Below are 21,531 nucleotides of genomic sequence, written 5' to 3' on the forward strand. Positions count from 1 at the left end.
TAATGTGTGTTTATATGTAAAACAAAAACAGCACCATGTGAATTTTTCACATGGTGCCTGACACCCTATAATGTTTTAAAAAACTAGTAAACTACTACTCTTCAAGTTGGAAGGCATGGCTGAAATGGATTTTTCCATTCTCATCCCGGATTTCCACTGTAGCTTGCTTATTTACTGGATCTACCTGGAACACACCGAAGTTGAAGAAATTGCCTTCCGCATACATACTTTCCGGGCCAAAGGTTGGATCCAATGTACCAGGATTTATTTTTACTGCCCCAATTGGACCGCTGATCAGCTCGTGATAATCGGTTTTGCCGTCTTGATTGGCATCATACTTGATGACTTGGGCAAAATGGACATCGGTCGTGACGAAAAATACGTTCTTAATTTCATTTTCCACGATAAAATCAGAGATTTTTTTGAACTCGTTCTCATAACCGGTTGGATCATTTGGGTTTACTTGATTTGCATTTGCCCATCCATCCCTGGCATTTGCCTTTCCGGTCGGAACGGAGATTGGCACAGAAGTAGCAACAAGTTTAACCTTTGCATCTGACTCGAGAAGCTGCTGTTTAAGCCATTTCAACTGTTCTTCACCGAGCATTGTTTTATCCGGTCCATCCGCTTGGGTGTTCGGGTCGCGGTAACCCCGGTTGTTAAGAATCATCATATCAAGTGTATTTCCCCATGAATACGTATGATAAAGCTTGTCCGCTGAACTGCGTTCCCCCGAAATTGGCCAATAATCTTTGAACGCACTTAAACCGCTTGGAGTTAACGGTTCAGATGGGCCCGAAAAGTCATTGGTTACTTCATGGTCATCCCAGATGGAGAAGGTTGCAGTTTTTTGTAAAAGACTGCGCAATCCTGCATCTGTTCGGTTCTCCTTATATTTCGCCCAAAAATCCTGTACGGTTTCGGATGGAGGATTAGGAACAGCCGGTGTCTTATTATCTGCATAAATGGTGTCCCCGCTGAACAGGAAGAAGTCCGGATTTAAGGCTGACATGGCCCGAAATGTTTTATAAGGCGGAATTTCTCCCTGACCGCCAGTATCTCCGCCCCAAACCATCGTCATTGGTTTTAAGCTGTTTTGTTCTGGTGCTGTTTTGAAGGAACCGTTCACCGTATAGTTGCTTGAAACGGCATGCGCGCGATAATAATAAGTGGTATCTGGCTTTAATCCGTCGACACTTACGTTTACCGCAAAATCATGCTTGGCATCTGCATGACTGGTTTTGACGATGGAAGGGCGTGTAAAGCTGGGATCTGTCGAAACTTCAAATTGAATATTGGCTGGTCCGCTTGCACGTGCCCATAATACGGCCGAAGAATCGGTCACATCCCCGCTCGCTACACCATGTGAAACAAACGGCTTATCCAGTAAGTCCACTAACAGGTCAGGGTTATTCGTGAACTCTCCATCCACACCAAGTGAAAGAAGTGATGCCAAGTCGTCCTGTGAATTCACTGTCCATGGATGGACAAGAAGTTGATTCTGGTGTGCGGCTTCCATAAACGTTGGGACAACAAGTTCTTTACTAGGGCCTACTCCGGCTGCGTATTCAGAGATTCGCTTAAATTCCTGATAGACATCCTTCCCTTTCAGCATAGCGGCAGTATAAAGTTGAATCAGCTGTACATTTGGCGCCATAGTTTTCAATTTGCGGAGGCTTTCCTCACTGAATGATTCAAGAATTAGATTCTTGTCATTCAGAACATTGGTTTTTTTCAAGATATCAATTAACTTTTCTTCCATTCCGGGGTAGACATTTGGTGCTTTTGTCTCCATATATAGGCCGACTTTTCCATTTCCTTTTTGTTTTACAAAATTAATCGCTTCTTCAAGTGTTGGGACGGGCTGTCCCACATATTCTTTTTTCGCCATGTTCGGAAATGCTGCGTTAAACCATGAACCTGCATCCAGACGTTTAATTTCATCCAGTGTAAAATCTTTCACTTGCCATGGTGCCCGATCAGGATAAAGTTCCTTTGCATTTGTCGTTCTTCCAAGCGTTTCATCGTGCATGGCAATCAAGTGGCCATCCTTCGTCATTTGTAAATCGAATTCCACATAATCTGCTTTCATTTGCATTGCTTGTTTATAGGCTGTCAAGGTATGCTCCGGGCCGTATGCTGATGCCCCGCGATGGGCAATGACTGCAACGTCAGAGGTAATTGGACGTAAGGTAGATTGTCCATTGTCAGTAACGATCTTCTTTTCCGGAGCAGCTAAAACGGCCCAAGGTTCAGCGGTAGTTACAGCAAGGGATAGACAAGCAAGACCAGCGATCAAACTCTTTTTCATTTTCAATCATCTCCAATAGGGTTTATGTCTGTCATACATAAAGGTATAGGAGAATTGTAAAGTTAGATTTAATAGAATATTAATATTTAGTAAAGATGGCAAAAATAGTAAATATTAATTATAAAAAATAGGATAATATTGGTTTTTACGTGATAAAATACCTATTCAAGAACCACGGGGACGGTTCTGGTGGCCAGCATTAATCTTCAAAAAAGCCAAGAGAACCGTCCCCTATGCTTGAAATAAAGTGACAAAACTAGTCTTTTTTTTACAAAAATAGAAGTAGTCCTTCCCTATAATGCAACACCTTTTCCTAACACCCTTTAATAGAATAGTAGTTGTATTAAAAAAAAAGAGGAGTGATGTAATTGAAAAGGAAAAAATTGATAACAGGGCTGGGTGTTGTCGCACTTTGTGCTAGTTTAGCGACTCCAACTCTAGCAGCTAATTCTTCTAACGGAAATTTAACGAACGATAATCAAGTGTATTCTATCCAAGGCTTTACAGATCACGCTGAAATGGTAAAACGACTGCAACAAATCGAGAAGAATAGCCAAGGAAGAGTTGCTTTAGAAGTGGTCGGTCAATCGAACCGCGGCCGAGCCGTTTATAAAGCTAGAGTAGGGAATGGAAAGAAAGTTGTTCTCATTGAAAGTGAGATCCATGGAAATGAAAAGACTGGAACAGAGGCATTGTTGAATCTCCTTCAATATGTTGGTTCTAGTAATTCTCCTGAGGCAAAGAAAATTCGTGATGAAATGACTTTAGTTGTTTTACCAAAAATGAATCCAGATGCATCTGAACTTAATCGTCGTGGAAATGACATGTCTTGGGCTGAAGTAGTAGCCAAGTTCCCACAGCTTGCTAGTGCCTCGAAACCAGCGTGGAATTATTATGCTTCAGGAGTATTACAAGAAAGGGATTATACTGGAAAGCCTGGTTTTGATGTAAACCGTGATTTTAATCCTGACTTAAACTATGTTCCAAAAGCAGCGGACTTCCCGGGAGCATCGAATAAGCCAGGTTGGTACATAACACCGGAGTCACAAACGGTAAGAGAGGTGTACAAGTCGTTAAAAGCTGAATTCGGCAAAGTCGATGTATTTATTGATTTACATCATCAAGGACAATATTATGTTGAAGGCACGGACGATATTGTTACGATGTCCTTATCGGCTGACTTTGTACCAGACCCTAGAACTCCTAGGGGAGAAAAATATGCACAGTATGCTAGTAACTATAATTTTGAATTTTCCAAGCAATTGAATCTGGCAGCATATAATGCGCTTCAATCAATTGGCCAAAATTCACCTTTCAACAATATTTCTCTATATAGCCAAAATCTTGATCTGCCTGGTACAGCTTTAGGCAGCTTCGCCTTGAATGGCAGTGGAACCGTGCTATTTGAGGTAAGAGGCCAAACTCACACATTGGGTCAAAAGAAAAAAGGTCAATTGGTTAAAGCCGTTGAAACCGGATTGTATGGGATTATTAATGGCGTCGCGGATGGGTCTGTAACACAACTTAATGCTGATGACTATAATAACATTCCGAGAACTTCATCCACTCCATCATTATAGAGTGTATTTGAAGTGAATCTCGTATAAATTGGTACCGCGTGGAAATCAACCACGTCCTTATCTATTTTGTATAAGTAGATAGGGGCGTGTTTTTTTTACTCTTTGGTAGGTTAAACTTTAAAAAAATAGTTTGGCCTGAAGAATATCGAGTGCGCTGTTGATTTCCTCTAAATCTTCTTTTGAAGCATTTTGTATTCGATGTAGAAACCGTGATTCTACATGGGCAAAGGCTTCGTTCATCATGGTTTCTCCAGCCTTTGAGAGACGAATATATTGTTTTCGGCGATCTTCGGTATCGGTTATTTTTTCAATTAAATTTTTTTCACTTAATTTTTTTAATTCACGACTCGTATTTGGCATAGACATATGTTGGCAATCACTAATTTCACTAAGGGTAACAGGCTGGCTAACGGTTATATATTCAAGAATGTTATATTGCACAGGCGTGATGGAATCAGATTTTGCCTGTTGAGTTAATTCGTGTGTCACACGATGAACCGATGTCGTAAAGGACACCCATTTTAAAAAAAGAGCTTTTTTGTCCATATCTCTCACCTCTTACCACGAAGATAACAAATTTGTTATCATAATACAATTATCATTTGACAACAAAAAACACGACTGCTATGATTTGGTTATCAAATGATAAGTAAAAGGGGTGCTTTATGAAAATCCTTGTAATTTACACCCATCCTAACCATCAAAGTTTATGTTACGCATTTTTACAAAAGGTCCTTAAAGGAAGCCACGAAAATCCAAATATAAAGGATATACAGGTGTTAGATTTGTATGAGGAAGGTTTTAATCCAGTTCTTGTGTTTAATGAGCATAAACGAAGACGTGATATGTATCGTGATCCACACCTTGAAAAATACCGGGACCAAATTATCTGGGCTGATAAGATTGTCTTTGTCTATCCCATTTGGTGGGGAAGACCTCCAGCCATGATGCTGGGATACATTGATCAATTATTTGCTGCAAATTTTGCCTACAAGGATAAGAAGGGACTACTACCGGAGGGACTATTGAAAGGAAAATCAGTTGTATGTGTGTCCACCATGAAGGGGCCGGCAAACTATCCACTTCTCTGGTTAAATAATTCACATAAAATATTGATGAAAAAAGCCTTATTTAGTTTTGTCGGAATTAAACAAGTTAAGTTTTTTGAGTTTGGTAATATGGAAAGTCCAAAGGGAAAACAAACAAAAAAACTAGAAAAGATTTATCGTTATTTTAAAAAGATAGATTGTTAAAGAAACTTTGGGCTGCGTTTTTATCGGATTTATTGGATGCATTTCATCCAGGATTTTCGGGAAAAATGAATCCAATGGTCCTCATTGGATGCATTTCTCTAAAGATTTTTACCAAAAATGAATCCAATCCCATTTGGATACATTCATTCGCAATATCCTTCGATTACGACATGTTTTCAGCTGCTTATGACATATTTTGTGGCACTTACAACATAATTCCGAACACTTACAACATAAAATTGGCAACTTACGACTATTTCCCGAAACTTACAACATTTGCTGGATATTAACTGGAAACCTTTGTGGAAATTTAAGTAATGATTGCGCTTGACTATTTCGATTATTTGGACTATAATCTTTATAAATTTTCAAATAATTTATGATTAAAAGCGTTGAAGAGGGAAAGTACGATTATGTTATTTTACACAGAGAGCTTCGGTAGCTGAAAAGGAGCAAAAATACGAATCCGAACAATGGCCTCAGAGCTTCGTGCTGAAACGATCTAATTAGATTGGAGTAGGTTTCGACGAGATTTGGTACTCGTTATCCATACCACAGTATAAAGAGCAACCTGAAAAGCTCATGTACTTGCTGAGGCTGGTTTGTGTGAGCAAACAGTAAATTAAGGTGGTACCACGTGGATCTAAACCACGTCCTTATCTATTTTCTTGAAATAGATAGGGGCGTGGTTTTTTTATTAAATGTGAAGCGAGGGGGCCCAGTGCTTTTGCTTCACCCGTGCTTCAAGAATATGAAACGAAGGAGGAAAATATAATGAATTACAATCTTGTGTTGCAAACTGATTTTGGTACAAGTGATGGTGCAGTTAGTGCTATGTATGGTGTGGCGATTTCCGTTAATCCGATGATCCGGATCTTTGATCTAACCCATGACATTCCCCAGTATCATATTTGGGAAGGTTCCTACCGATTATATCAGACGGTTTCTTACTGGCCAGAAGGAACGGTGTTTGTTTCCGTTGTTGACCCGGGTGTTGGCTCTGAGCGCAGAAGTATTGTTGTGAAAACAGCCTTGGATCACTATATTATTACTCCGGATAACGGGACACTCACTCATATTAAAAATTGTATTGGTATTAAAGAAGTGAGAATCATTGATGAGACCGTCAATCGCTTGCCGCAATCCGGTGAATCGTATACGTTCCACGGCCGTGATGTTTATGCATATACGGGGGCAAGGCTCGCTTCTAATATCATTACGTTTGAGCAGGTTGGCCCAGAGGTTCCAGTCGATTCTATTGTTGAATTGCCGCAGCCGGAGCCGAGTATTACGAAAGAGGTGCTCACAGGTCATATTGACATCCTTGATATTCGCTTCGGTAATTTATGGACAAATATTGACCGTGTTCTCTTCAAGGATTTACCCGCGGAATATGGCGATTCCTTTGAAGTAACGATTGAAAATGATACCCGCCAAGTCTATAAAAACATTATGACCTATGGCCGAACATTTGCTGACATCCATTTAGGCGAGCCATTGCTATATGTAAATTCGCTCGATAAAATCGGTGTGGCGATCAACCAGGGTTCATTTGCCAAGGCGTATCATATTGAAACAGGGGCATCTTGGAAAATATCTATTCGAAAAATACCAAAAATTATATATAATTAACTTAGTAAAAATATAAATTATGGGGGTTGAGGAAATGAAAGGGAACCAATTATCAATTAAAACCATCGTCGCGATTGGGATTGGTGCAGCGGTATTTGTGATATTAGGGAGATTTGCCAGCATTCCTACAGGAGTGCCGAATACGAATTTTGACACATCGTACGGCTTTTTAGCGTTAATGGCAATTGTTTTCGGACCGGTTGCCGGCGGCTTGATTGGGTTAATCGGCCATGCATTAAAGGATGCCATTTTCTACGGAACTCCGTGGTGGAGCTGGGTGATTGTCTCCGGAATCGTTGGTTTCTTAATTGGCCTTGCAGCGAAGAAAATCAATATTGAATCAGGTGTTTTTAATGTAAAAAAAATCATTCTGTTTAATGTGGTTCAAATCATCGTCCAAGCAATCGGCTGGTTTGCGATTGCGCCAACCTTGGATGTCCTGATTTATGCTGAGCCAGTAAATAAAGTCTATTTACAAGGCCTTGTCGCCGGCGGGTTAAATATGGTGACTGTTGCTGTTCTTGGTACGTTGTTGCTTAGTATTTATGCAAAAAGCCGGAGTCAAAGCGGCAGCCTGACGAAGGATGTTTAATGAGAAGTTTTGCATCGGGAAAAGACTAGGAGAAATTTTATGAAAAAACCGGTTATTCAATTTGAAAACTATAGCTTTCAATACCGCAGTCAGACAGCGCCAACCTTACATGAGATCAACTTAACGATCTATGATGGGGAAAAGGTTCTCATTGTCGGCCCTTCAGGCTCGGGAAAAAGCACACTTGGCCATTGTCTCAATGGCCTTGTTCCCTTTTCATACAAAGGGAAAGTGTCAGGAAGTTTAAAAATCGGCAGCGAGGACGCTAAAGATTTAGACATTTTTTCCTTATCGAAAAAAGTCGGAACGGTCCTTCAAGATCCTGATGGTCAATTTATTGGGCTTACGGTTGCTGAGGATATCGCGTTTGCGCTTGAAAATGATTGTGCACCGCAAAGGAAAATGGTTAAAAAGGTCGACGAGGTATCGAAAATGGTGGATATGGAGGATTATTTGGACGCCTCGCTGCACCATCTTTCCGGTGGGCAGAAGCAGCGGGTTTCACTCGCAGGGGTTATGGTCGATGACGTGGATATTTTATTATTTGATGAACCGCTGGCCAATCTGGATCCGGCAACAGGGAAATATGCGATTGAACTGATTGATCGAATCCACTGTGAAACAAACAAAACGGTCGTAATTATTGAGCACCGTTTAGAGGATGTCTTGGATCGCCCTGTTGACCGCATTATTGTCGTCGATGATGGCAGAATCATCAGCGATATGGCTCCGGATGAACTGTTGGCCTCACCGGTTTTGGAGCAGTGTTCCATCCGCGAGCCTTTATTTGTGAAAGCGGCGAAATTCGCCGGTTGTCGTATTACACCGGAAATGAAGCCCGCACATCTTGATACCTTTCAAGTCGAAAGCTGCAGAGATCAGCTAATCGACTGGTTTACAAATGTCGTGCCCCCGGAGCCACGAGTGAAAACAGAACCGATTTTGGAATTAAAGGATATCAACTTTGGCTATACACCGGGGCAACGAACGATTCAGGATGTTTCTTTTTCAATTGAAAAAGGGGAAATGATCAGTATTGTTGGAAAAAATGGTGCCGGAAAGTCGACGCTGTCCAAATTAATTTGTGGCTTTGAAAAGCCGAGCTCAGGGCAAATTTATTATCAGGGGCAGGATATTAGCAACGATACGATTAAAGAGCGCGCCTTGAGGATTGGCATGGTGATGCAAAACCCGAATCAGATGATTTCGAAGCAGATGATCTTTGACGAAGTAGCGCTTGGCCTTGTGATCCGCGGTATACCGGAAGCGGAAATCAAGGAACGGGTGTTAAAAACCTTGAAAATCTGCGGCTTGCATCCGTTCCGAAATTGGCCGATTTCGGCGTTAAGCTTTGGCCAGAAAAAGCGGGTCACGATCGCTTCGATTTTAGTTTTAGAGCCGGAGGTCATCATTCTCGACGAGCCGACCGCAGGGCAGGATTTCCGCCATTATACCGAGATTATGGAATTTTTGGTGAAACTTAACCTTCATGGTGTAACTATCATCATGATTACCCATGATATGCACCTTATGCTTGAGTATACACCGCGGGCGATTGTGATTGCCGGGGGACGAAAAATCGCTGATGACACAGCCGTCAATATCCTCGCGGATTCCCGGGTCATTAGTGAAGCAAACTTAAAGGAAACGTCTTTATTCGAATTGGCAGAGCGGGCGGGAATTGGCGAATCGAAGCAGTTTGTCGACCGGTTTATCGCGTATGATCGAGAGGTGAGGCAGAAATGGCAGTAGAAATGCTTTCATACATTGAGCGGCAATCACCGGTCCATCGGCTGACAGGTGTGACCAAGCTGATTTGCTTTATGATCTGGTCGTCGGTCGCGATGCTCACCTATGATACGCGCGTTTTGATCTTTCTCTTCTTATTCAGTATTGGTGTTTTTATCGTTTCCAAGGTAAAACTAAAGGAAGTGGCTTTTGTCCTTCTGTTTATTTTGTTTTTTCTCATGATTAATAATCTCGCAATCTATGCTTTTTCGCCGCAAGAGGGTGTGGCGATTTACGGGACAAGCCATGTGGTGTTTGACTTCGGTGGCGGGCGCTATTCACTTACGCTTGAGCAATTATTTTATCAATTGAATGTGACGCTGAAATATTTCACCGTCATTCCCGCTGCAATCCTATTTATCGTGACGACCAACCCGAGTGAGTTTGCCGCATCACTAAACCGCATCGGTGTCAGCTACCGGATTTCGTATGCTGTTGCACTGGCGTTACGCTATATTCCTGACATTCAACGGGATTTTCGGACGATCTCACTTTCCCAGCAAGCCCGCGGGATTGACATGTCGCGCAAAGAAAAGCTGCCGAAGCGGACCAAGAATGCCGCCTCGATCATCATCCCGCTCATCCTATCAAGTCTCGATAAGATTGAGGTGATCAGCAATGCAATGGAACTTCGCGGTTTTGGAAAAAACAAAAAGCGCACCTGGTACCGGGCCCGTCCCTTTCAAAAAATAGACATCGTCACTATCATCTTATTCATACTCATTCTAGCAGTATCACTATACATCACCTTTCAAGATGGTGACCGGTTCTATAATCCATTTTGAAGCAAGAGAACGAGTATCTTGCTTCTTTTTTATGAAAAATGAGGATAGCTTTGCGAATATGGGAATTGTAATGGGATCTGCCATCGGTTGTCTGAAATAAGATATATTTATAATATTTAATCCTTGACAACTTGATAGATTTCATTTTATAATTCGTTATACTAAAATAATGTTATATATTGTAGAGCGTTGAAAGGAATTTAGTAGTGCTTAGCAATTTTGTCTTCAGAGAGCTGATGGTTGGTGCGAATCAGTACAAACGTAAGCATGAATTACACTCCGGGAGTTTCTTTTTCGTAGTAAAGGCAGCAGCCTTTATGAAGGGAAAGACGGCATCATAGCCGTTATCAGAATGAAGTGGTGAGCGTATGCTCACAACTAGGGTGGTACCGCGAAGTCTATTCGTCCCTACTGGTTTATTCCAGTAGGGACTTTTTGTTTATTCGAAAAATTTAATAAAATACAAGCATGGAAGGGAATACAGTAGTGCTTAGCAATTTTGTCTTCAGAGAGCTGATGGTCGGTGCGAATCAGTACAAACGTAAGCATGAATTACACTCCCGGAGTTTCTTTTTCGTAGTAAAGGCAGCAGCCTTTATGAAGGGGAAGACGGCAACAAAGTCGTTATTAGAATGAAGTGGTGAGCATAAGCTCGCAACTAGGGTGGTACCGCGAAGTCTATTCGTCCCTACTGGTTTATTCCAGTAGGGACTTTTTATTTATTCGAAAAACTTAATAATATACAAGCATGGAAGGGAATACAGTAGTGCTTAGCAATTTGTCTACAGAGAGCTGATGGTCGGTGCGAATCAGTACAAATGTAAGCATGAATTACACTCCCGGAGTTTCTTTTTCGTAGTAAAGGCGGCAGCCTTTATGAAGGGGAAGACGGCAACAAAGTCGTTATTAGAATGAAGTGGTGAGCATAAGCTCGCAACTAGGGTGGTACCGCGAAATCTTTTCGTCCCTACTGGTTTTCCAGTAGGGTTTTTTTTATGAAAAGGAGGGATTATGAATGAAATGCAGAATTCGATTACCTAGTTAGGAGAATTCACAAAAATATTGAAAAGATAGAAAGGATTGAATGAAGTATGAACCAACAATCAAAATCCACAAAACAGATTCCCGCTCATTTGCGACAATTTGTCTCAGAGCAGCACTACGAGGAGTACACACCCATTGATCATGCGGTATGGCGATATGTGATGAGACAAAATCATCATGCACTAAAGGATACAGCACATCCGGCGTACGTGGAAGGTCTCCGTGCATCAGGGATTGACACAGAGGCAATTCCAAATGTATCAGACATGAACGAGCATCTTTCAAAAATTGGCTGGGGAGCCACTATTGTAGATGGATTAATTCCAGGTGTTGCATTCTATGATTTTCAAGCGCATGGTATTTTGCCAATTGCCGTCGATATTCGTAAAGTAGAAAACATCGAATATACACCGGCACCGGATATTATTCACGAATCCGTAGGTCATGCACCTATCCTATTTGATTCTAAATATGCTTCATACGTAAAACGATTCGGAGAAATTGGTGCCAAGGCATTTGCAACAAAAGCAAAGCATGAAGTATTTGAGGCAGTCAGACATCTTTCGATTGTCATGGAAGATCGCCATTCCACACCACAACAAATTGAAGAAGCAAAACGATTGGTAAGCGAAAGGAAAAAAGCGGTAAAGGGGATGTCAGAAGCAGATCAAATCTCGCGGATTTTCTGGTGGACAGTGGAGTACGGCTTAATAGGAACGTTGGAAAACCCGCAAATATACGGCGCCGGACTTTTATCGTCTGTAGGAGAAAGCAAGCATTGCCTATCTGAAAACGTAGTAAAACTTCCTTTTTCTATAGAGTCTTGTATTCAGACAAGCTACGATGTTACGACCATGCAGCCGCAATTATTTGTTTGCGAGAGTTTTGATCAATTGACAGAGGCTATCGAAAAGTTTGCCAATTCAATGGCATTCCGGAAAGGTGGAACGGAGAGCTTAGATAAGGCGCTTCAATCAGGTAGCACGTCGACATTTGTCCTGAACTCCGGATTACAAATTACAGGAACGATCGAAAAAATGCTTAAAGATTCAGATGGCGAGGCCATTTATGTGAAAACAGCAGGACCAACAGCATTGGCTATTAATGATAAGGAGCTTCCTGGACATTCGAAAACTACTCATTTCAGCGGTTTTGGCACTCCAATTGGTTTATTAGAAGGGGACATCTCTCTTGAAGAATGTACCGAGGAAGACCTTCAGACTTTTGGAATTGAAAAAGGTCGTAAATCGACTTTGGCTTTTAAGAGCGGCATTCAAGTAACGGGTAGGGTCTCTACAATAATCCGAAACAACAACAAACTAAATCTCATTTCCTTCGAAAGCTGCAGAGTCACATTAGGGGATCAAGTGTTATTTGAGGAAAAGTGGGGAACGTTCGACATGGCTGTAGGATCAGCCGTTACGTCAGCATTTCCAGGCGTTGCTGATGCAGAAGCATTCTTCGGTGTAGAAGAAATACCTAAAAAGGCTTCAACAGAACCAAGACTGTTAACAGAAATAGAAAATCTGTACCAAACAATCAGAGAAATCCGTGAAAAAGAGTCACTGGATGAAAATAGTATGGTGACTATTCAAAACGTTCTTCAAGTGTTGAGAAGAACTTATCCAAAAGAATGGCTGCTGCGCTTGGAAATTCTGGAATTGTTCTGTGAGCATTGTGTGCAAACAATGGAAACAGAACAGGTCCATCAAGAATTGCTTCGTCTCAGCACAACAAAAGAACTTCAACGTCTTATCAAAAATGGATTATCGTTACTTCCGCTTCAAAAGGAAAGTCAAAGATGTTAACAGCATTGACTCCTTTAGAACTTCAATTGGAGTGTGCAAAACTTCAAAACTGGAAGATTAAAAACGATAAATGGATCGAAAGGAAATATATGTTTAAAGAATACATGCAAGGTATTCAATTTGTTTCAGCAATCGGTCAAATTGCTGAAGAAAACCAACATCATCCATTTATCAACGTCCAATATAAAGCCGTTATTGTTTCGCTCAGCTCCTGGGCTGCAAAAGGTGTAACAGCTATAGATATTGATCTAGCAGTCGAATTCGAAAAAGCGTATGAACATGTAAATCATACTATTTCATCCATAAGGTGATTAGTATATCGAAAAAATGATTTTATGTATAGATGAATGAAAGAAGCAAGGGGACGTTTCTCTTGCTTCTTTTCGCTTTTCCGAGCCTGTCACGACCTGATGAAAAGATTCAATACAGTAAAAGCCCCTTACGTCTAAGGGACTTTTAACTGTCAAAATATAAATAAATTAAGCTTCACTTTATGCAATCCTCGATATTTAGAAACCGATTTGCCCACTGTTGATAAAATTTTTCTTCATGAGAAACGAGTAATACACTACCTTTAAACTGAATTAATGCTTTTTGTAGTGCTTCTTTTGTTTCCGCATCTAAATGATTGGTTGGTTCATCCAAGATGAGGAAATTGTAAGGCGAAAGAAGGAGTAAGCATAATTTCACCTTTGACTGTTCTCCGCCACTTAGCGTAGCTATTGCTTGAGTAGTATGAGTATTCTTCACCCCACATTGAGCCAATCGACTTCGAATTTCCTTCACGCCCAATTTTGGGTAAACATCTGAGATAATTTGGATAGGTGTTTTTGCTCCATCTTCCCATATTAAATCTTGTTCGAAATAACCAATCTTTACCGATTCTGCAAACTGAAAACTACCTGCAACTGCTGAAATACGTTGAACGAGTGTTTTTAGTAATGTTGATTTTCCAATTCCGTTGAAGCCTGTAATTACAAGCTTTTCTCCGCCTAAAACAGAGAAATACAATTTAGGCAAGAGGGGTTTACCATAACCAACCTCAAGCTCATTTACCCGGAGAGCTACCTGTGCGGAAAGTGGGATTTCCTTAAAGGTAAAGGTCGGTTTATGAGTGAAAACAGGTGGAGCCATTCGTTCCAACCTTTCAAGCTGCTTCCGGCGTCCTTGAGCTATCTTGGTATTCACTCCAGCAATATTTTTTCGAATAAATTCTTCCGTCTTTTCGATCTTTTTTTGTTGAGCTTCGTATTGTCTGATATAATCTTCCCGCAAATGCTCTTTTTGACGAAGAAAATCCGAGTATTTCCCCGCATACTTTTTGATCGTTCCAAACTCGATATCACATATACATGATGATATTTTCTCTAAAAAATCAAAATCATGGGATACAACGACATAAGCGCCATCGAAGGCTGATAAATAATTGGCTAACCAGTCCACATGTTCCTTATCGAGAAAATTTGTTGGCTCATCCAACAATAGCACATGGGGCTTTTCGAGCAATAGCTTTGCTAAAATTACTTTTGCTCTCTGACCGCCGCTCAACTCCTGAATGGGACGATCGACGCCAATTGCATGAATCCCTAAGCCATAAACCACTTTATCAATGTGACTTTCAATTAAATAAAAATCACTCGTTTCAAGCTTCTCCTGATATGTTGCTGCTTGCTCCAATAGACCGTAATCACCAGTGATGGCCATTTCTTGATAGAGATCATTCAGTTTTTTTTCTAGTTCAAATAAATGGGCAAAAGCTGTTTTCAAATAGTCAATAATTGTTCTAGTACCATTGATTTCGGCATATTGATCAAGATGCCCAATACGAATAGTAGATTGCCATTTAATCATTCCGCTATCTGGAATGACTTCTCCCATCAATATTTTGATCAGCGTGCTTTTTCCTGCGCCATTTTGTCCTACAATCCCCATATGTTCACCTTTGTATAAATCAAAACTAGCTTGATTATATAGAACTTTGTCTATAAAACTGTGGGTTAAATTTCTAACTTCAAGTAAACTCATCATAATTCCTCTTTTCCTAAAAATAAAAAAAGCAAAGAGACAGCGTTACTAGACGCCAGCTCTTTGCTTTGGTGGTATTGCTGCAACAGATGCAACAAAAATGATTTCAATTTGAAAAAAACTCATTGAAATATCCAAAACAAAGGGCCATAGACAAAGCATTGTCTATGGCCCTTTAATCTATTATCCATCGGCAAATAGTCATACTCAAATAAGCATAGTGCCACTACACTTTTTTCAGCAAACTATAAGCCGATGAATATAGGAAACAGTATGCTTCCCGATTAAGCTCCTGACACAATGCTTCATCGTATACATTTGTGCGGAGCTAAGTTCTGTAATAAATACTCTAGACTGGATATTCATTATGGAAAGCACCTTCTTTCCCATTTATACTATTATAATATCACAAAAATGTTCTTGTAAATGTTGCGAACCCTACTTGATGTTTCTATAACCTATAAAGTTAAACCACCATCTACGAGTGCAATTGAACCGGTCATATAGCTTGCTTTATCTGATGCTAAGAAAGCAACCATTTCAGCGAGCTCTTTCGGATCAGCATAACGACCCATTCTCATATTGGAAAACTCTTCTGGAACGTAACCGCCTTTTTCAAACTGCTCAGCGACACTAGCGGTTAACGCTGTTTGAACACCGCCTGGGCAAAGTGCATTAATACGAATTCCTTTTTTCGCATATTCTAATGCAGCGCCTTTTGTTAAGCCGATAACCGCATGTTTGCTTGCAGAATAAACAGCTACACTATGTTCAGGACGAATTCCTGCAGTTGAAGCCGTGTTAATAATCGATCCGCTACCTTGCTCTTCCATTACTTTTAGTACATATTTCAATCCAAGGAAGACACCTTTTACATTGATAGCCATAATCCGATCAAATTCAGATTCCTCTACTGTAGTGAAAGGTGCGAATTTTTGAATGATCCCTGCATTATTGAAAAATATATCAATGCGTCCATATGTTTCAACGGCTTTATTGACATAGTTTTGCACATCTTCACTTTTTGATACATCAGCCTGAACGAAGATTCCGTCTCCACCTTGCTCTTTCACAAGCTTTAACGTTTCTTCCCCTGTTTCCTTATTGAAATCGACTAATATAACTGTTGCACCGTCACTAGCAAGTTTTAAACTGCTTGCTCTGCCAATTCCACTACCTGCACCAGTTATCACGGCAATTTTATTTGTTAATTCCATGTTTGTCTCCCCTTTGTTTAAGATTTCTAACATCACCTATTTTATTGCTGAATAAGAATTATTTATTGTATTATTTTACGGATAATAGTATTTTTTTTAGGTGAAAAACAAACAATGTAACCGATTTACAAAAATGAATGGAGCAGATGAAATAAATGGAAGTATCAAAAGAGGATCTACACTATATTTGTCAGCTTATTTTTGAAGCTCATCAAATCCCTGTTTATTATCTCAATCAATTTGGTGAATTCGAATACGAATTTTCAAGAAGTGACATACGGAGTAATCCCTATTATGTCCCGTTCAAGGAGCAGATGAGTGTATATACTAATAAAGAGGATCCAAATGATTTTCCTATCTTCTTTTCCAATTCAAATTTGAACTTTTTCTTTGTCAATCTTAAAGAATCGGACCATTTTTTAGGAACGATTATTGTAGGACCTTCCCTTGATTCAGCAATATCTGATGAGCTTATTACGAAGATCATGGATGCATTTAAAGGAAACATCAATAAAAGGAATCTCATTGAATACTATCAAGCCGTCCCCATTATGGATCATCAACAACTCCTAACAATTAGTTTAATGGTTTATTATTTGATTTATCATAAAACGTTAGATAAAAGGTTTGTCCTCCAAAACAATAATGAGTTTGACCTCGTCGTAATTGAATCAGAGAATCTGGATCTGGAACTTTCGAAAGGGAGAAGGAATTTCATTTTTCACTCCAATCTTTCCTATGAACTGGTGTTGCTTGATTATGTCAAAAACGGACGGATCGATAAATTACAGGATATCTTCGATTACTCCATTGTCGGTGAGGCAGAATTAGGATTATTGTCGAAACGAAATCGCTTAAGAAGTGAAAAAAATTTAATGATAACGGGCATTGCCCTTGTTTGCAGAGCAGCCATTGAAGGTGGCTTACATGAGGAAACGGCCTTTACTTTAAGTGATATCTATATTCAACAACTTGAGGAATTAGGAAACCTTAAAGCAATATTGAAATTAACGGAGGAAGCCATAAAGGATTTTACGAAGCGTGTGTACCAATTAAATGAAGAAAAATATTCTGCCGCCATAACCGCTTGTCAACATTATATTTATAACCATCTTTATGGCGATATCACACTTGATCACCTTGCAGAAATGTGTCGTTTAAGTCCCAATTACTTATCATCCCTATTTAAAAAAGAAGTTGGTATACCGATAAGTGAATATATCCAACGGCATCGAGTAGACGAAGCAAAAAAGCTGCTAGTATTAACAAATTATTCGATTTCAGACATCAGCACATGGCTAAATTTCAATGATCAAAGTTATTTTATAAAGATCTTTAAAAAATACACAGGTTTAACTCCTAAGCAGTTTAGAAATGATCATTCTTCTGAAAATACATCGACATGATTGAAGAAAACCACTCCTGTATGAGGAGTGGTTCACTTAAAGGAATGTGCAAATGAATCAAAAACTATTGGCAGAGTTATTCTAAGGTAGGCTCTTCCCGTTGTTTAGCTCCATGAACCAATTTCACTTTAATATCTAGCTTAATGGAATCTTTCGTTAACGGAATTTTTCCATTATGTTCTGCTTGTTTCCAGGCGTTTACGTTTTTCCTATAAAGAACCTCTGATAGTCGATACACATCGGCGTCGAAGTTAAGTCCTTTTGAATACGTTTCCATAATTTGTTTTTTTATTTCCTTTTCTGATTCTGATGCTAAACTAGCAAGATTGACTTTTTTCACTAGGACAAGCATTGTAGCTTTTGCTTTGATCTGCACATTAAAATGAATGTCCGAATTTTTTACGACTGGATGTACCTTTACTTTTAACTTTTCAATTACTAGATCAACCATTGGCCCTTCTTTACTTCTTACCTCTAGCCCGTCTCGAACAAAATCTTTATTCATCCATCTAAAACCTGCGGCATGATCGTTTGTTATTGTTCCTTTAAGAGCATCCTTTGTAGTAATAGCAATCCCATCTGTTTTAATTGCATCATGTCCTCCTTTATCTGTTACCCAGTTTTTTTCGGAAATGCTTATGAAAGGGATACTAGCCTCGTATCCAGGCTCGTCCAGCGCGATAAGCAATTCTCTCATATCGATCGGACGAGTAAACGAACTTTGATGGAATGTGGCTTTAGGATCGCTAAGCCTTGATAGGGCGGTAGACATATCAAGAATTGGAGTAGTAACGAATACTTTCGAAAGTGGTTCCTTTGTTGCGTACATAAAAATACGATAGCGCGTCTCCCGATAGCGATCCAACATATCAATCGTTGCTTTGACCCCCACTTGCTTTAGCGCATTTTCTGTGAAAACAACATAGGAAAGATGGCCCCAGAAAATGCGTCTTTGGGTACTTTTATAGAGGGTGAAAATTGCTTTATCAAACGTTTTTGCCGAGGCATGGCCGACTTCAACATTTACTTGAGGTCCTCCGGCTCCGCTGGACTCAGATTTTGCCATCAACCGTAAATTTATTATTTGTAAATAAACGGTATAATGACCATCCTTATAATCCACTCCCAACCCTTGAGCATAAACCATTCGCTCAGATTCATTTGTATCCCAGCAGCCTGCTATTGGGATAACAGCCAGCACGATCAATGGAAGAAACAAGTGTTTTATCAGTTTTCTCCTCATTAGGATTCCCCTTCTTTTCGGGTAGGATCGTTAGGGTTTAGAGAGTTTGCTCTACTGACTTTTTTGGAATCGGGTAAACGAAAAACAGATTTTAAGATATTCATCATATCAATACGGGTGGCTAAGCCTAAATAAGGAACCCCAAAAATCCGAATTTTAGCAATGTAAATAATAATAATAAAGATTGAGATAAAAAAACCAAAAAAACCAAAAATAGAAACACAAAAGATGACAAAAAACCGGATTATAGAAACTGTTCCAATTAACCACTGGTTTACCAGTGTAAAGGTAGCAATAGTCGAGCCTGAAATGACCACAAGCATGGCAGGATTTGTTAATCCTGCTCTAATTGCTGCATCTCCGATAATCAGTCCGCCTATTACGCTGAGTGTTTGTCCGACTGCAGTTGGCAAGCGTAGACCAGCTTCCCTAAATAATTCAAATATAACCAGCATTAATAAGGCTTCGAGAGAAGTGGGTAGTGGAACTCCTCTTCTCGATTCTACAATGGTTGCTAAAAGCGTGAGCGGAAGCTGATTCTGATGGAAAGCAGAGAGGGCAACCCAGAAACCCGGAAGGAAAGTTGCTATAAGAATTCCGACAACCCGCATCAATCGCTCAAAGGAGCTAAAGGCATAGTTCTGTTCTTTATCCTCGGAACTCTTTAACAGAAAGAACAGGTTTACTGGTGTTATATAAGCATAAGCAATCCCATCGATTAAAATAATGACTCTGCCACTTAGGAGAGATTGAACGGAAAAGTCTGGTCGTCCAGTATAGGCATGACGTGGAAACAAACCGAATGGGTTTTTATCTATTAATTCTTCTAATTGTGTACCGCTAAAGAGCCCATCGATTTCAATAGCAGACAACTTTTCCATGATGTTTTGTAAAATTTCTTTATCAGTAATATCGTCTATATATAGGACAGATACCTTTGTTCTGGTTCGCCTGCCAATTTCCAGCGATTTACTTGCAAGCGAGGTGGTTCGAAGTCGTTTTCGAATTAATGCGATGTTGATTGAAATGTCTTCAATAAAATTGTCTCGTGGACCTAAGAGACTCACTTCTGTTTTTGTTTCTTCCGGGTTTCGCTGCGGCCGTTCCGAAATGTCAACTAGAAAAATGCTTCCCGGTATATTGAAGTCCAACAGCATTTTTCCGGAAAAAATCTCTGAAACTGCTTCATCTTCATTTTCTAGCAATTTAAGAGAAGGGAGGTGAAGAAGGTCGAGAATCTTTTCCTTGCTAGGTTCCGCATGTAATGGCGAAAAAAAAGCTTCAAGACGATCGGGAACCGTTTGATAAAGCATATCGTTTCTAATTAAACCTTTACAGTAAATCATCATCACCTTGTGCTGATTGAATTTAAAAGGTTCAAATATAACATCTTCGTTTTTTTTGAATAACTCCCGAAGAGTTTGTTCGTTTAGATACTTTGATGCTGTTGAAATTTCTTTTTCATCAGGAGTTTTAGTTGTATTCTGAGTCTTTTTCTTTTTCTTAAACATCTTTGTTCGGCCTCCATACTTTTCTTTCAAAAATCGCTGCCAATAGACCGAGGAAAACTGATAAGCCTAAGAAGAACCAGAGCGTAAATGGTAAAATAATCGCAGATAACATTCGCAAGTATTGAAAATCACTGATCGGCAGTAATGCTATAGCAGTAATTGCAGCTATAATCATTAACAGATACCATTTCTGTTTCTTTTTAAATGGAAGATACTCCCTTATTATCAGCAGAAGTAATGAAATTCGGATAAATGCACCTGATAGCCATTGATAGATGGATAAAAAGTCGACGTGTTCAATAAAATTCCCCAGAGAGGCCAGTCCCCATTCCTCGTATGGAGGAAATCGCTGTTTTGATGCTTCAACGGGTCCAAATTCAATCACAGCTCCCATCAGGGGGCCAACTGTTAATAATGTTAAGATGATTGAAGCTATTATTAAATGACCAAACCGAATAGGTGTTTCAGTTTTGTGTTGAAGGAACAGAAGGAATATTAATTCCACCATCCCTGAACATTGGTATATCGTCCCTTTTAAAACAGGGCGAAACCCATGTTCGAGAAAGGGCATGAGAAGTGAAAAATTTTTGTATTGAATATTAGTAATTGCTACAAAAAAGCCGAGAAGAATAATAAAAAATAAAAGAAAAAAATTAACGATACTCAAGGTACGCAGACACGTTCCTGCCAGCATCCAACAAACCAAAATAAAACAAGCTGCTAACAAAAAAAAAGGAGTCTTCGGTAGGAAAGTAATATTGACCCAAGTAATTGTCTCCCTTAATGTCACTCCCGCAATAATGGTCAAATAAAGGATAAAAATGAAAAAAATAAAATTGCCTAGCCATTTTCCAGTATATTTTTGCATCCATATATTCAAGTGCTGCTGCTTTGTTTTTTTATGAATAAAAAATAGAAGAGGAACCCAGAGAAGTACAAAAAAAAGTGAAACAATCACACTTAACCATGAATCTCTTCCTGCGGTTTGTATCAATGGTGAAATAATAATGACATGATTCTTTAAGCCAATCGCAGTTATAGATAATAGGATTAATTGAAATACAGTAATCGAATCTGACTTCTTTATAGCTATACCTCCCTATAAGTATAATAATGGTAAATATTATTTGTATTTTACTATTATTTATTCTTGTTATATTTTTTTAAGAGGATTCTTGATTAGTGTACTTTTTCTTACGTCATTTTGGATTTGTTTAAATCAAGACTTGCTTACTCATTGAAATATCCAAAACAAAGGGCCATAGACAAATAATTGTCTATGGCCCTTTAATCTATTATCTATCGGCAAATCATTGTAAAAGAGGCTTCCTTTTGT

The 21,531-nt window shown here is 39.5% G+C and carries 16 protein-coding genes and 4 other annotated features; of the genes, 9 read left to right on the forward strand and 7 right to left on the reverse strand.

The annotated features are described in order from the left end of the window. Positions 1-94: 94 nt before the first annotated feature. Positions 95-2,311 (reverse strand): glycerophosphodiester phosphodiesterase family protein, encoded by a 2,217-nt coding sequence (locus ACIQXV_RS01065; RefSeq protein WP_402954730.1) that lies wholly within the window; start codon positions 2,309-2,311, stop codon positions 95-97. 368 nt (positions 2,312-2,679) lie between these two features. Between ACIQXV_RS01065 and ACIQXV_RS01070 the strand changes: the two genes are divergently transcribed. After that, a complete protein-coding gene (locus tag ACIQXV_RS01070) occupies positions 2,680-3,891 on the forward strand; it encodes a M14 family zinc carboxypeptidase (protein WP_402954733.1) in 1,212 nt (403 codons plus the stop codon). A gap of 117 nt (positions 3,892-4,008) precedes the next feature. Here ACIQXV_RS01070 and ACIQXV_RS01075 read toward each other — a convergent pair whose 3' ends face one another. Further along, positions 4,009-4,437: a MarR family winged helix-turn-helix transcriptional regulator gene (locus ACIQXV_RS01075; protein ID WP_402954736.1), complete on the reverse strand. Its 429-nt coding sequence runs from the start codon at positions 4,435-4,437 to the stop codon at positions 4,009-4,011. Positions 4,438-4,556: 119 nt separating this feature from the next. Between ACIQXV_RS01075 and ACIQXV_RS01080 the strand changes: the two genes are divergently transcribed. The 7 genes from ACIQXV_RS01080 to ACIQXV_RS01110 all read left to right on the forward strand — a co-directional run bounded on the left by ACIQXV_RS01080 (position 4,557) and on the right by ACIQXV_RS01110 (position 13,104). Further along, a complete protein-coding gene (locus ACIQXV_RS01080) occupies positions 4,557-5,144 on the forward strand; it encodes an NAD(P)H-dependent oxidoreductase (protein ID WP_402954739.1) in 588 nt (195 codons plus the stop codon). A 383-nt stretch (positions 5,145-5,527) separates the two neighbouring features. Next, positions 5,528-5,805, forward strand: a binding site (T-box leader). 113 nt (positions 5,806-5,918) lie between these two features. Beyond that, on the forward strand, positions 5,919-6,776 hold the full coding sequence (locus tag ACIQXV_RS01085; RefSeq protein WP_402954742.1) for an SAM hydrolase/SAM-dependent halogenase family protein: 858 nt from the start codon (positions 5,919-5,921) through the stop codon (positions 6,774-6,776). 34 nt (positions 6,777-6,810) lie between these two features. Beyond that, complete coding sequence (locus ACIQXV_RS01090; RefSeq protein WP_402954745.1) at positions 6,811-7,368, forward strand: ECF-type riboflavin transporter substrate-binding protein; 558 nt, start codon at positions 6,811-6,813, stop codon at positions 7,366-7,368. Positions 7,369-7,407: 39 nt separating this feature from the next. Next, positions 7,408-9,120 carry an ABC transporter ATP-binding protein gene (locus ACIQXV_RS01095; protein ID WP_402954748.1) on the forward strand — a complete coding sequence of 571 codons (1,713 nt, stop codon included), beginning with the start codon at positions 7,408-7,410 and terminating at the stop codon, positions 9,118-9,120. After that, positions 9,111-9,941, forward strand: coding sequence for an energy-coupling factor transporter transmembrane component T family protein (locus ACIQXV_RS01100; protein WP_402954751.1), 831 nt, complete (start codon positions 9,111-9,113; stop codon positions 9,939-9,941). The genes ACIQXV_RS01095 and ACIQXV_RS01100 overlap by 10 nt, the downstream gene beginning before the upstream one ends. Before the next feature lie 180 nt (positions 9,942-10,121). After that, positions 10,122-10,354, forward strand: a binding site (T-box leader). A 47-nt stretch (positions 10,355-10,401) separates the two neighbouring features. Further along, positions 10,402-10,634 (forward strand) — a binding site (T-box leader). Positions 10,635-10,681: 47 nt separating this feature from the next. Continuing rightward, positions 10,682-10,913 (forward strand) — a binding site (T-box leader). Positions 10,914-11,032: 119 nt separating this feature from the next. Continuing rightward, the gene (locus ACIQXV_RS01105) at positions 11,033-12,793 is read left to right on the forward strand and encodes an aromatic amino acid hydroxylase (RefSeq protein ID WP_402954754.1); all 1,761 of its coding nucleotides are present in this window, start codon (positions 11,033-11,035) and stop codon (positions 12,791-12,793) included. Then, positions 12,787-13,104, forward strand: a complete 318-nt coding sequence (locus ACIQXV_RS01110; RefSeq protein WP_402954757.1) for a 4a-hydroxytetrahydrobiopterin dehydratase — start codon at positions 12,787-12,789, stop codon at positions 13,102-13,104. Before ACIQXV_RS01105 ends, ACIQXV_RS01110 begins: the two co-directional genes overlap by 7 nt. Before the next feature lie 175 nt (positions 13,105-13,279). Here ACIQXV_RS01110 and ACIQXV_RS01115 read toward each other — a convergent pair whose 3' ends face one another. Together ACIQXV_RS01115 and ACIQXV_RS01120 are read right to left on the reverse strand one after the other, a co-directional pair. Then, positions 13,280-14,818 (reverse strand): ABC-F family ATP-binding cassette domain-containing protein, encoded by a 1,539-nt coding sequence (locus ACIQXV_RS01115; RefSeq protein WP_402954760.1) that lies wholly within the window; start codon positions 14,816-14,818, stop codon positions 13,280-13,282. A 458-nt stretch (positions 14,819-15,276) separates the two neighbouring features. Then, on the reverse strand, positions 15,277-16,035 hold the full coding sequence (locus ACIQXV_RS01120; RefSeq protein ID WP_402954763.1) for an SDR family NAD(P)-dependent oxidoreductase: 759 nt from the start codon (positions 16,033-16,035) through the stop codon (positions 15,277-15,279). A 155-nt stretch (positions 16,036-16,190) separates the two neighbouring features. On the opposite strand from ACIQXV_RS01120, the gene ACIQXV_RS01125 reads away from it, so the two are divergent. Continuing rightward, complete coding sequence (locus tag ACIQXV_RS01125) at positions 16,191-17,441, forward strand: helix-turn-helix domain-containing protein (protein ID WP_402954766.1); 1,251 nt, start codon at positions 16,191-16,193, stop codon at positions 17,439-17,441. A 76-nt stretch (positions 17,442-17,517) separates the two neighbouring features. On the opposite strand, the gene ACIQXV_RS01130 is transcribed toward ACIQXV_RS01125, so the two are convergent. The 3 genes from ACIQXV_RS01130 to ACIQXV_RS01140 are packed head-to-tail and all read right to left on the reverse strand — an operon-like array spanning position 17,518 to position 21,288. Next, positions 17,518-18,684 carry a Ger(x)C family spore germination protein gene (locus ACIQXV_RS01130; protein ID WP_402954769.1) on the reverse strand — a complete coding sequence of 389 codons (1,167 nt, stop codon included), beginning with the start codon at positions 18,682-18,684 and terminating at the stop codon, positions 17,518-17,520. Continuing rightward, positions 18,684-20,195 (reverse strand): spore germination protein, encoded by a 1,512-nt coding sequence (locus ACIQXV_RS01135; RefSeq protein ID WP_402954772.1) that lies wholly within the window; start codon positions 20,193-20,195, stop codon positions 18,684-18,686. The genes ACIQXV_RS01130 and ACIQXV_RS01135 overlap by 1 nt, the downstream gene beginning before the upstream one ends. Beyond that, the gene (locus ACIQXV_RS01140; RefSeq protein ID WP_402955235.1) at positions 20,188-21,288 is read right to left on the reverse strand and encodes a GerAB/ArcD/ProY family transporter; all 1,101 of its coding nucleotides are present in this window, start codon (positions 21,286-21,288) and stop codon (positions 20,188-20,190) included. Before ACIQXV_RS01140 ends, ACIQXV_RS01135 begins: the two co-directional genes overlap by 8 nt. Positions 21,289-21,531 lie beyond the last annotated feature (243 nt).

It is taken from the genome of Neobacillus sp. NPDC097160, assembly GCF_044762155.1.
In the GTDB taxonomy this organism is placed as follows: domain Bacteria; phylum Bacillota; class Bacilli; order Bacillales; family Cytobacillaceae; genus Neobacillus.

What these genes read in the sequence shown, in the direction of transcription:
- ACIQXV_RS01120 (WP_402954763.1), bottom strand. Translation starts at nt 16,035, where the DNA reads ATGGAATTAACAAATAAAATTGCCGTGATAACTGGTGCAGGTAGTGGA.
- ACIQXV_RS01105 (WP_402954754.1), top strand. Translation starts at nt 11,033, where the DNA reads ATGAACCAACAATCAAAATCCACAAAACAGATTCCCGCTCATTTGCGA.
- ACIQXV_RS01130 (WP_402954769.1), bottom strand. Translation starts at nt 18,684, where the DNA reads ATGAGGAGAAAACTGATAAAACACTTGTTTCTTCCATTGATCGTGCTG.
- ACIQXV_RS01110 (WP_402954757.1), top strand. Translation starts at nt 12,787, where the DNA reads ATGTTAACAGCATTGACTCCTTTAGAACTTCAATTGGAGTGTGCAAAA.
- ACIQXV_RS01100 (WP_402954751.1), top strand. Translation starts at nt 9,111, where the DNA reads ATGGCAGTAGAAATGCTTTCATACATTGAGCGGCAATCACCGGTCCAT.
- ACIQXV_RS01085 (WP_402954742.1), top strand. Translation starts at nt 5,919, where the DNA reads ATGAATTACAATCTTGTGTTGCAAACTGATTTTGGTACAAGTGATGGT.
- ACIQXV_RS01090 (WP_402954745.1), top strand. Translation starts at nt 6,811, where the DNA reads ATGAAAGGGAACCAATTATCAATTAAAACCATCGTCGCGATTGGGATT.
- ACIQXV_RS01065 (WP_402954730.1), bottom strand. Translation starts at nt 2,311, where the DNA reads ATGAAAAAGAGTTTGATCGCTGGTCTTGCTTGTCTATCCCTTGCTGTA.
- ACIQXV_RS01115 (WP_402954760.1), bottom strand. Translation starts at nt 14,818, where the DNA reads ATGAGTTTACTTGAAGTTAGAAATTTAACCCACAGTTTTATAGACAAA.
- ACIQXV_RS01125 (WP_402954766.1), top strand. Translation starts at nt 16,191, where the DNA reads ATGGAAGTATCAAAAGAGGATCTACACTATATTTGTCAGCTTATTTTT.
- ACIQXV_RS01080 (WP_402954739.1), top strand. Translation starts at nt 4,557, where the DNA reads ATGAAAATCCTTGTAATTTACACCCATCCTAACCATCAAAGTTTATGT.
- ACIQXV_RS01135 (WP_402954772.1), bottom strand. Translation starts at nt 20,195, where the DNA reads ATGTTTAAGAAAAAGAAAAAGACTCAGAATACAACTAAAACTCCTGAT.
- ACIQXV_RS01075 (WP_402954736.1), bottom strand. Translation starts at nt 4,437, where the DNA reads ATGGACAAAAAAGCTCTTTTTTTAAAATGGGTGTCCTTTACGACATCG.
- ACIQXV_RS01095 (WP_402954748.1), top strand. Translation starts at nt 7,408, where the DNA reads ATGAAAAAACCGGTTATTCAATTTGAAAACTATAGCTTTCAATACCGC.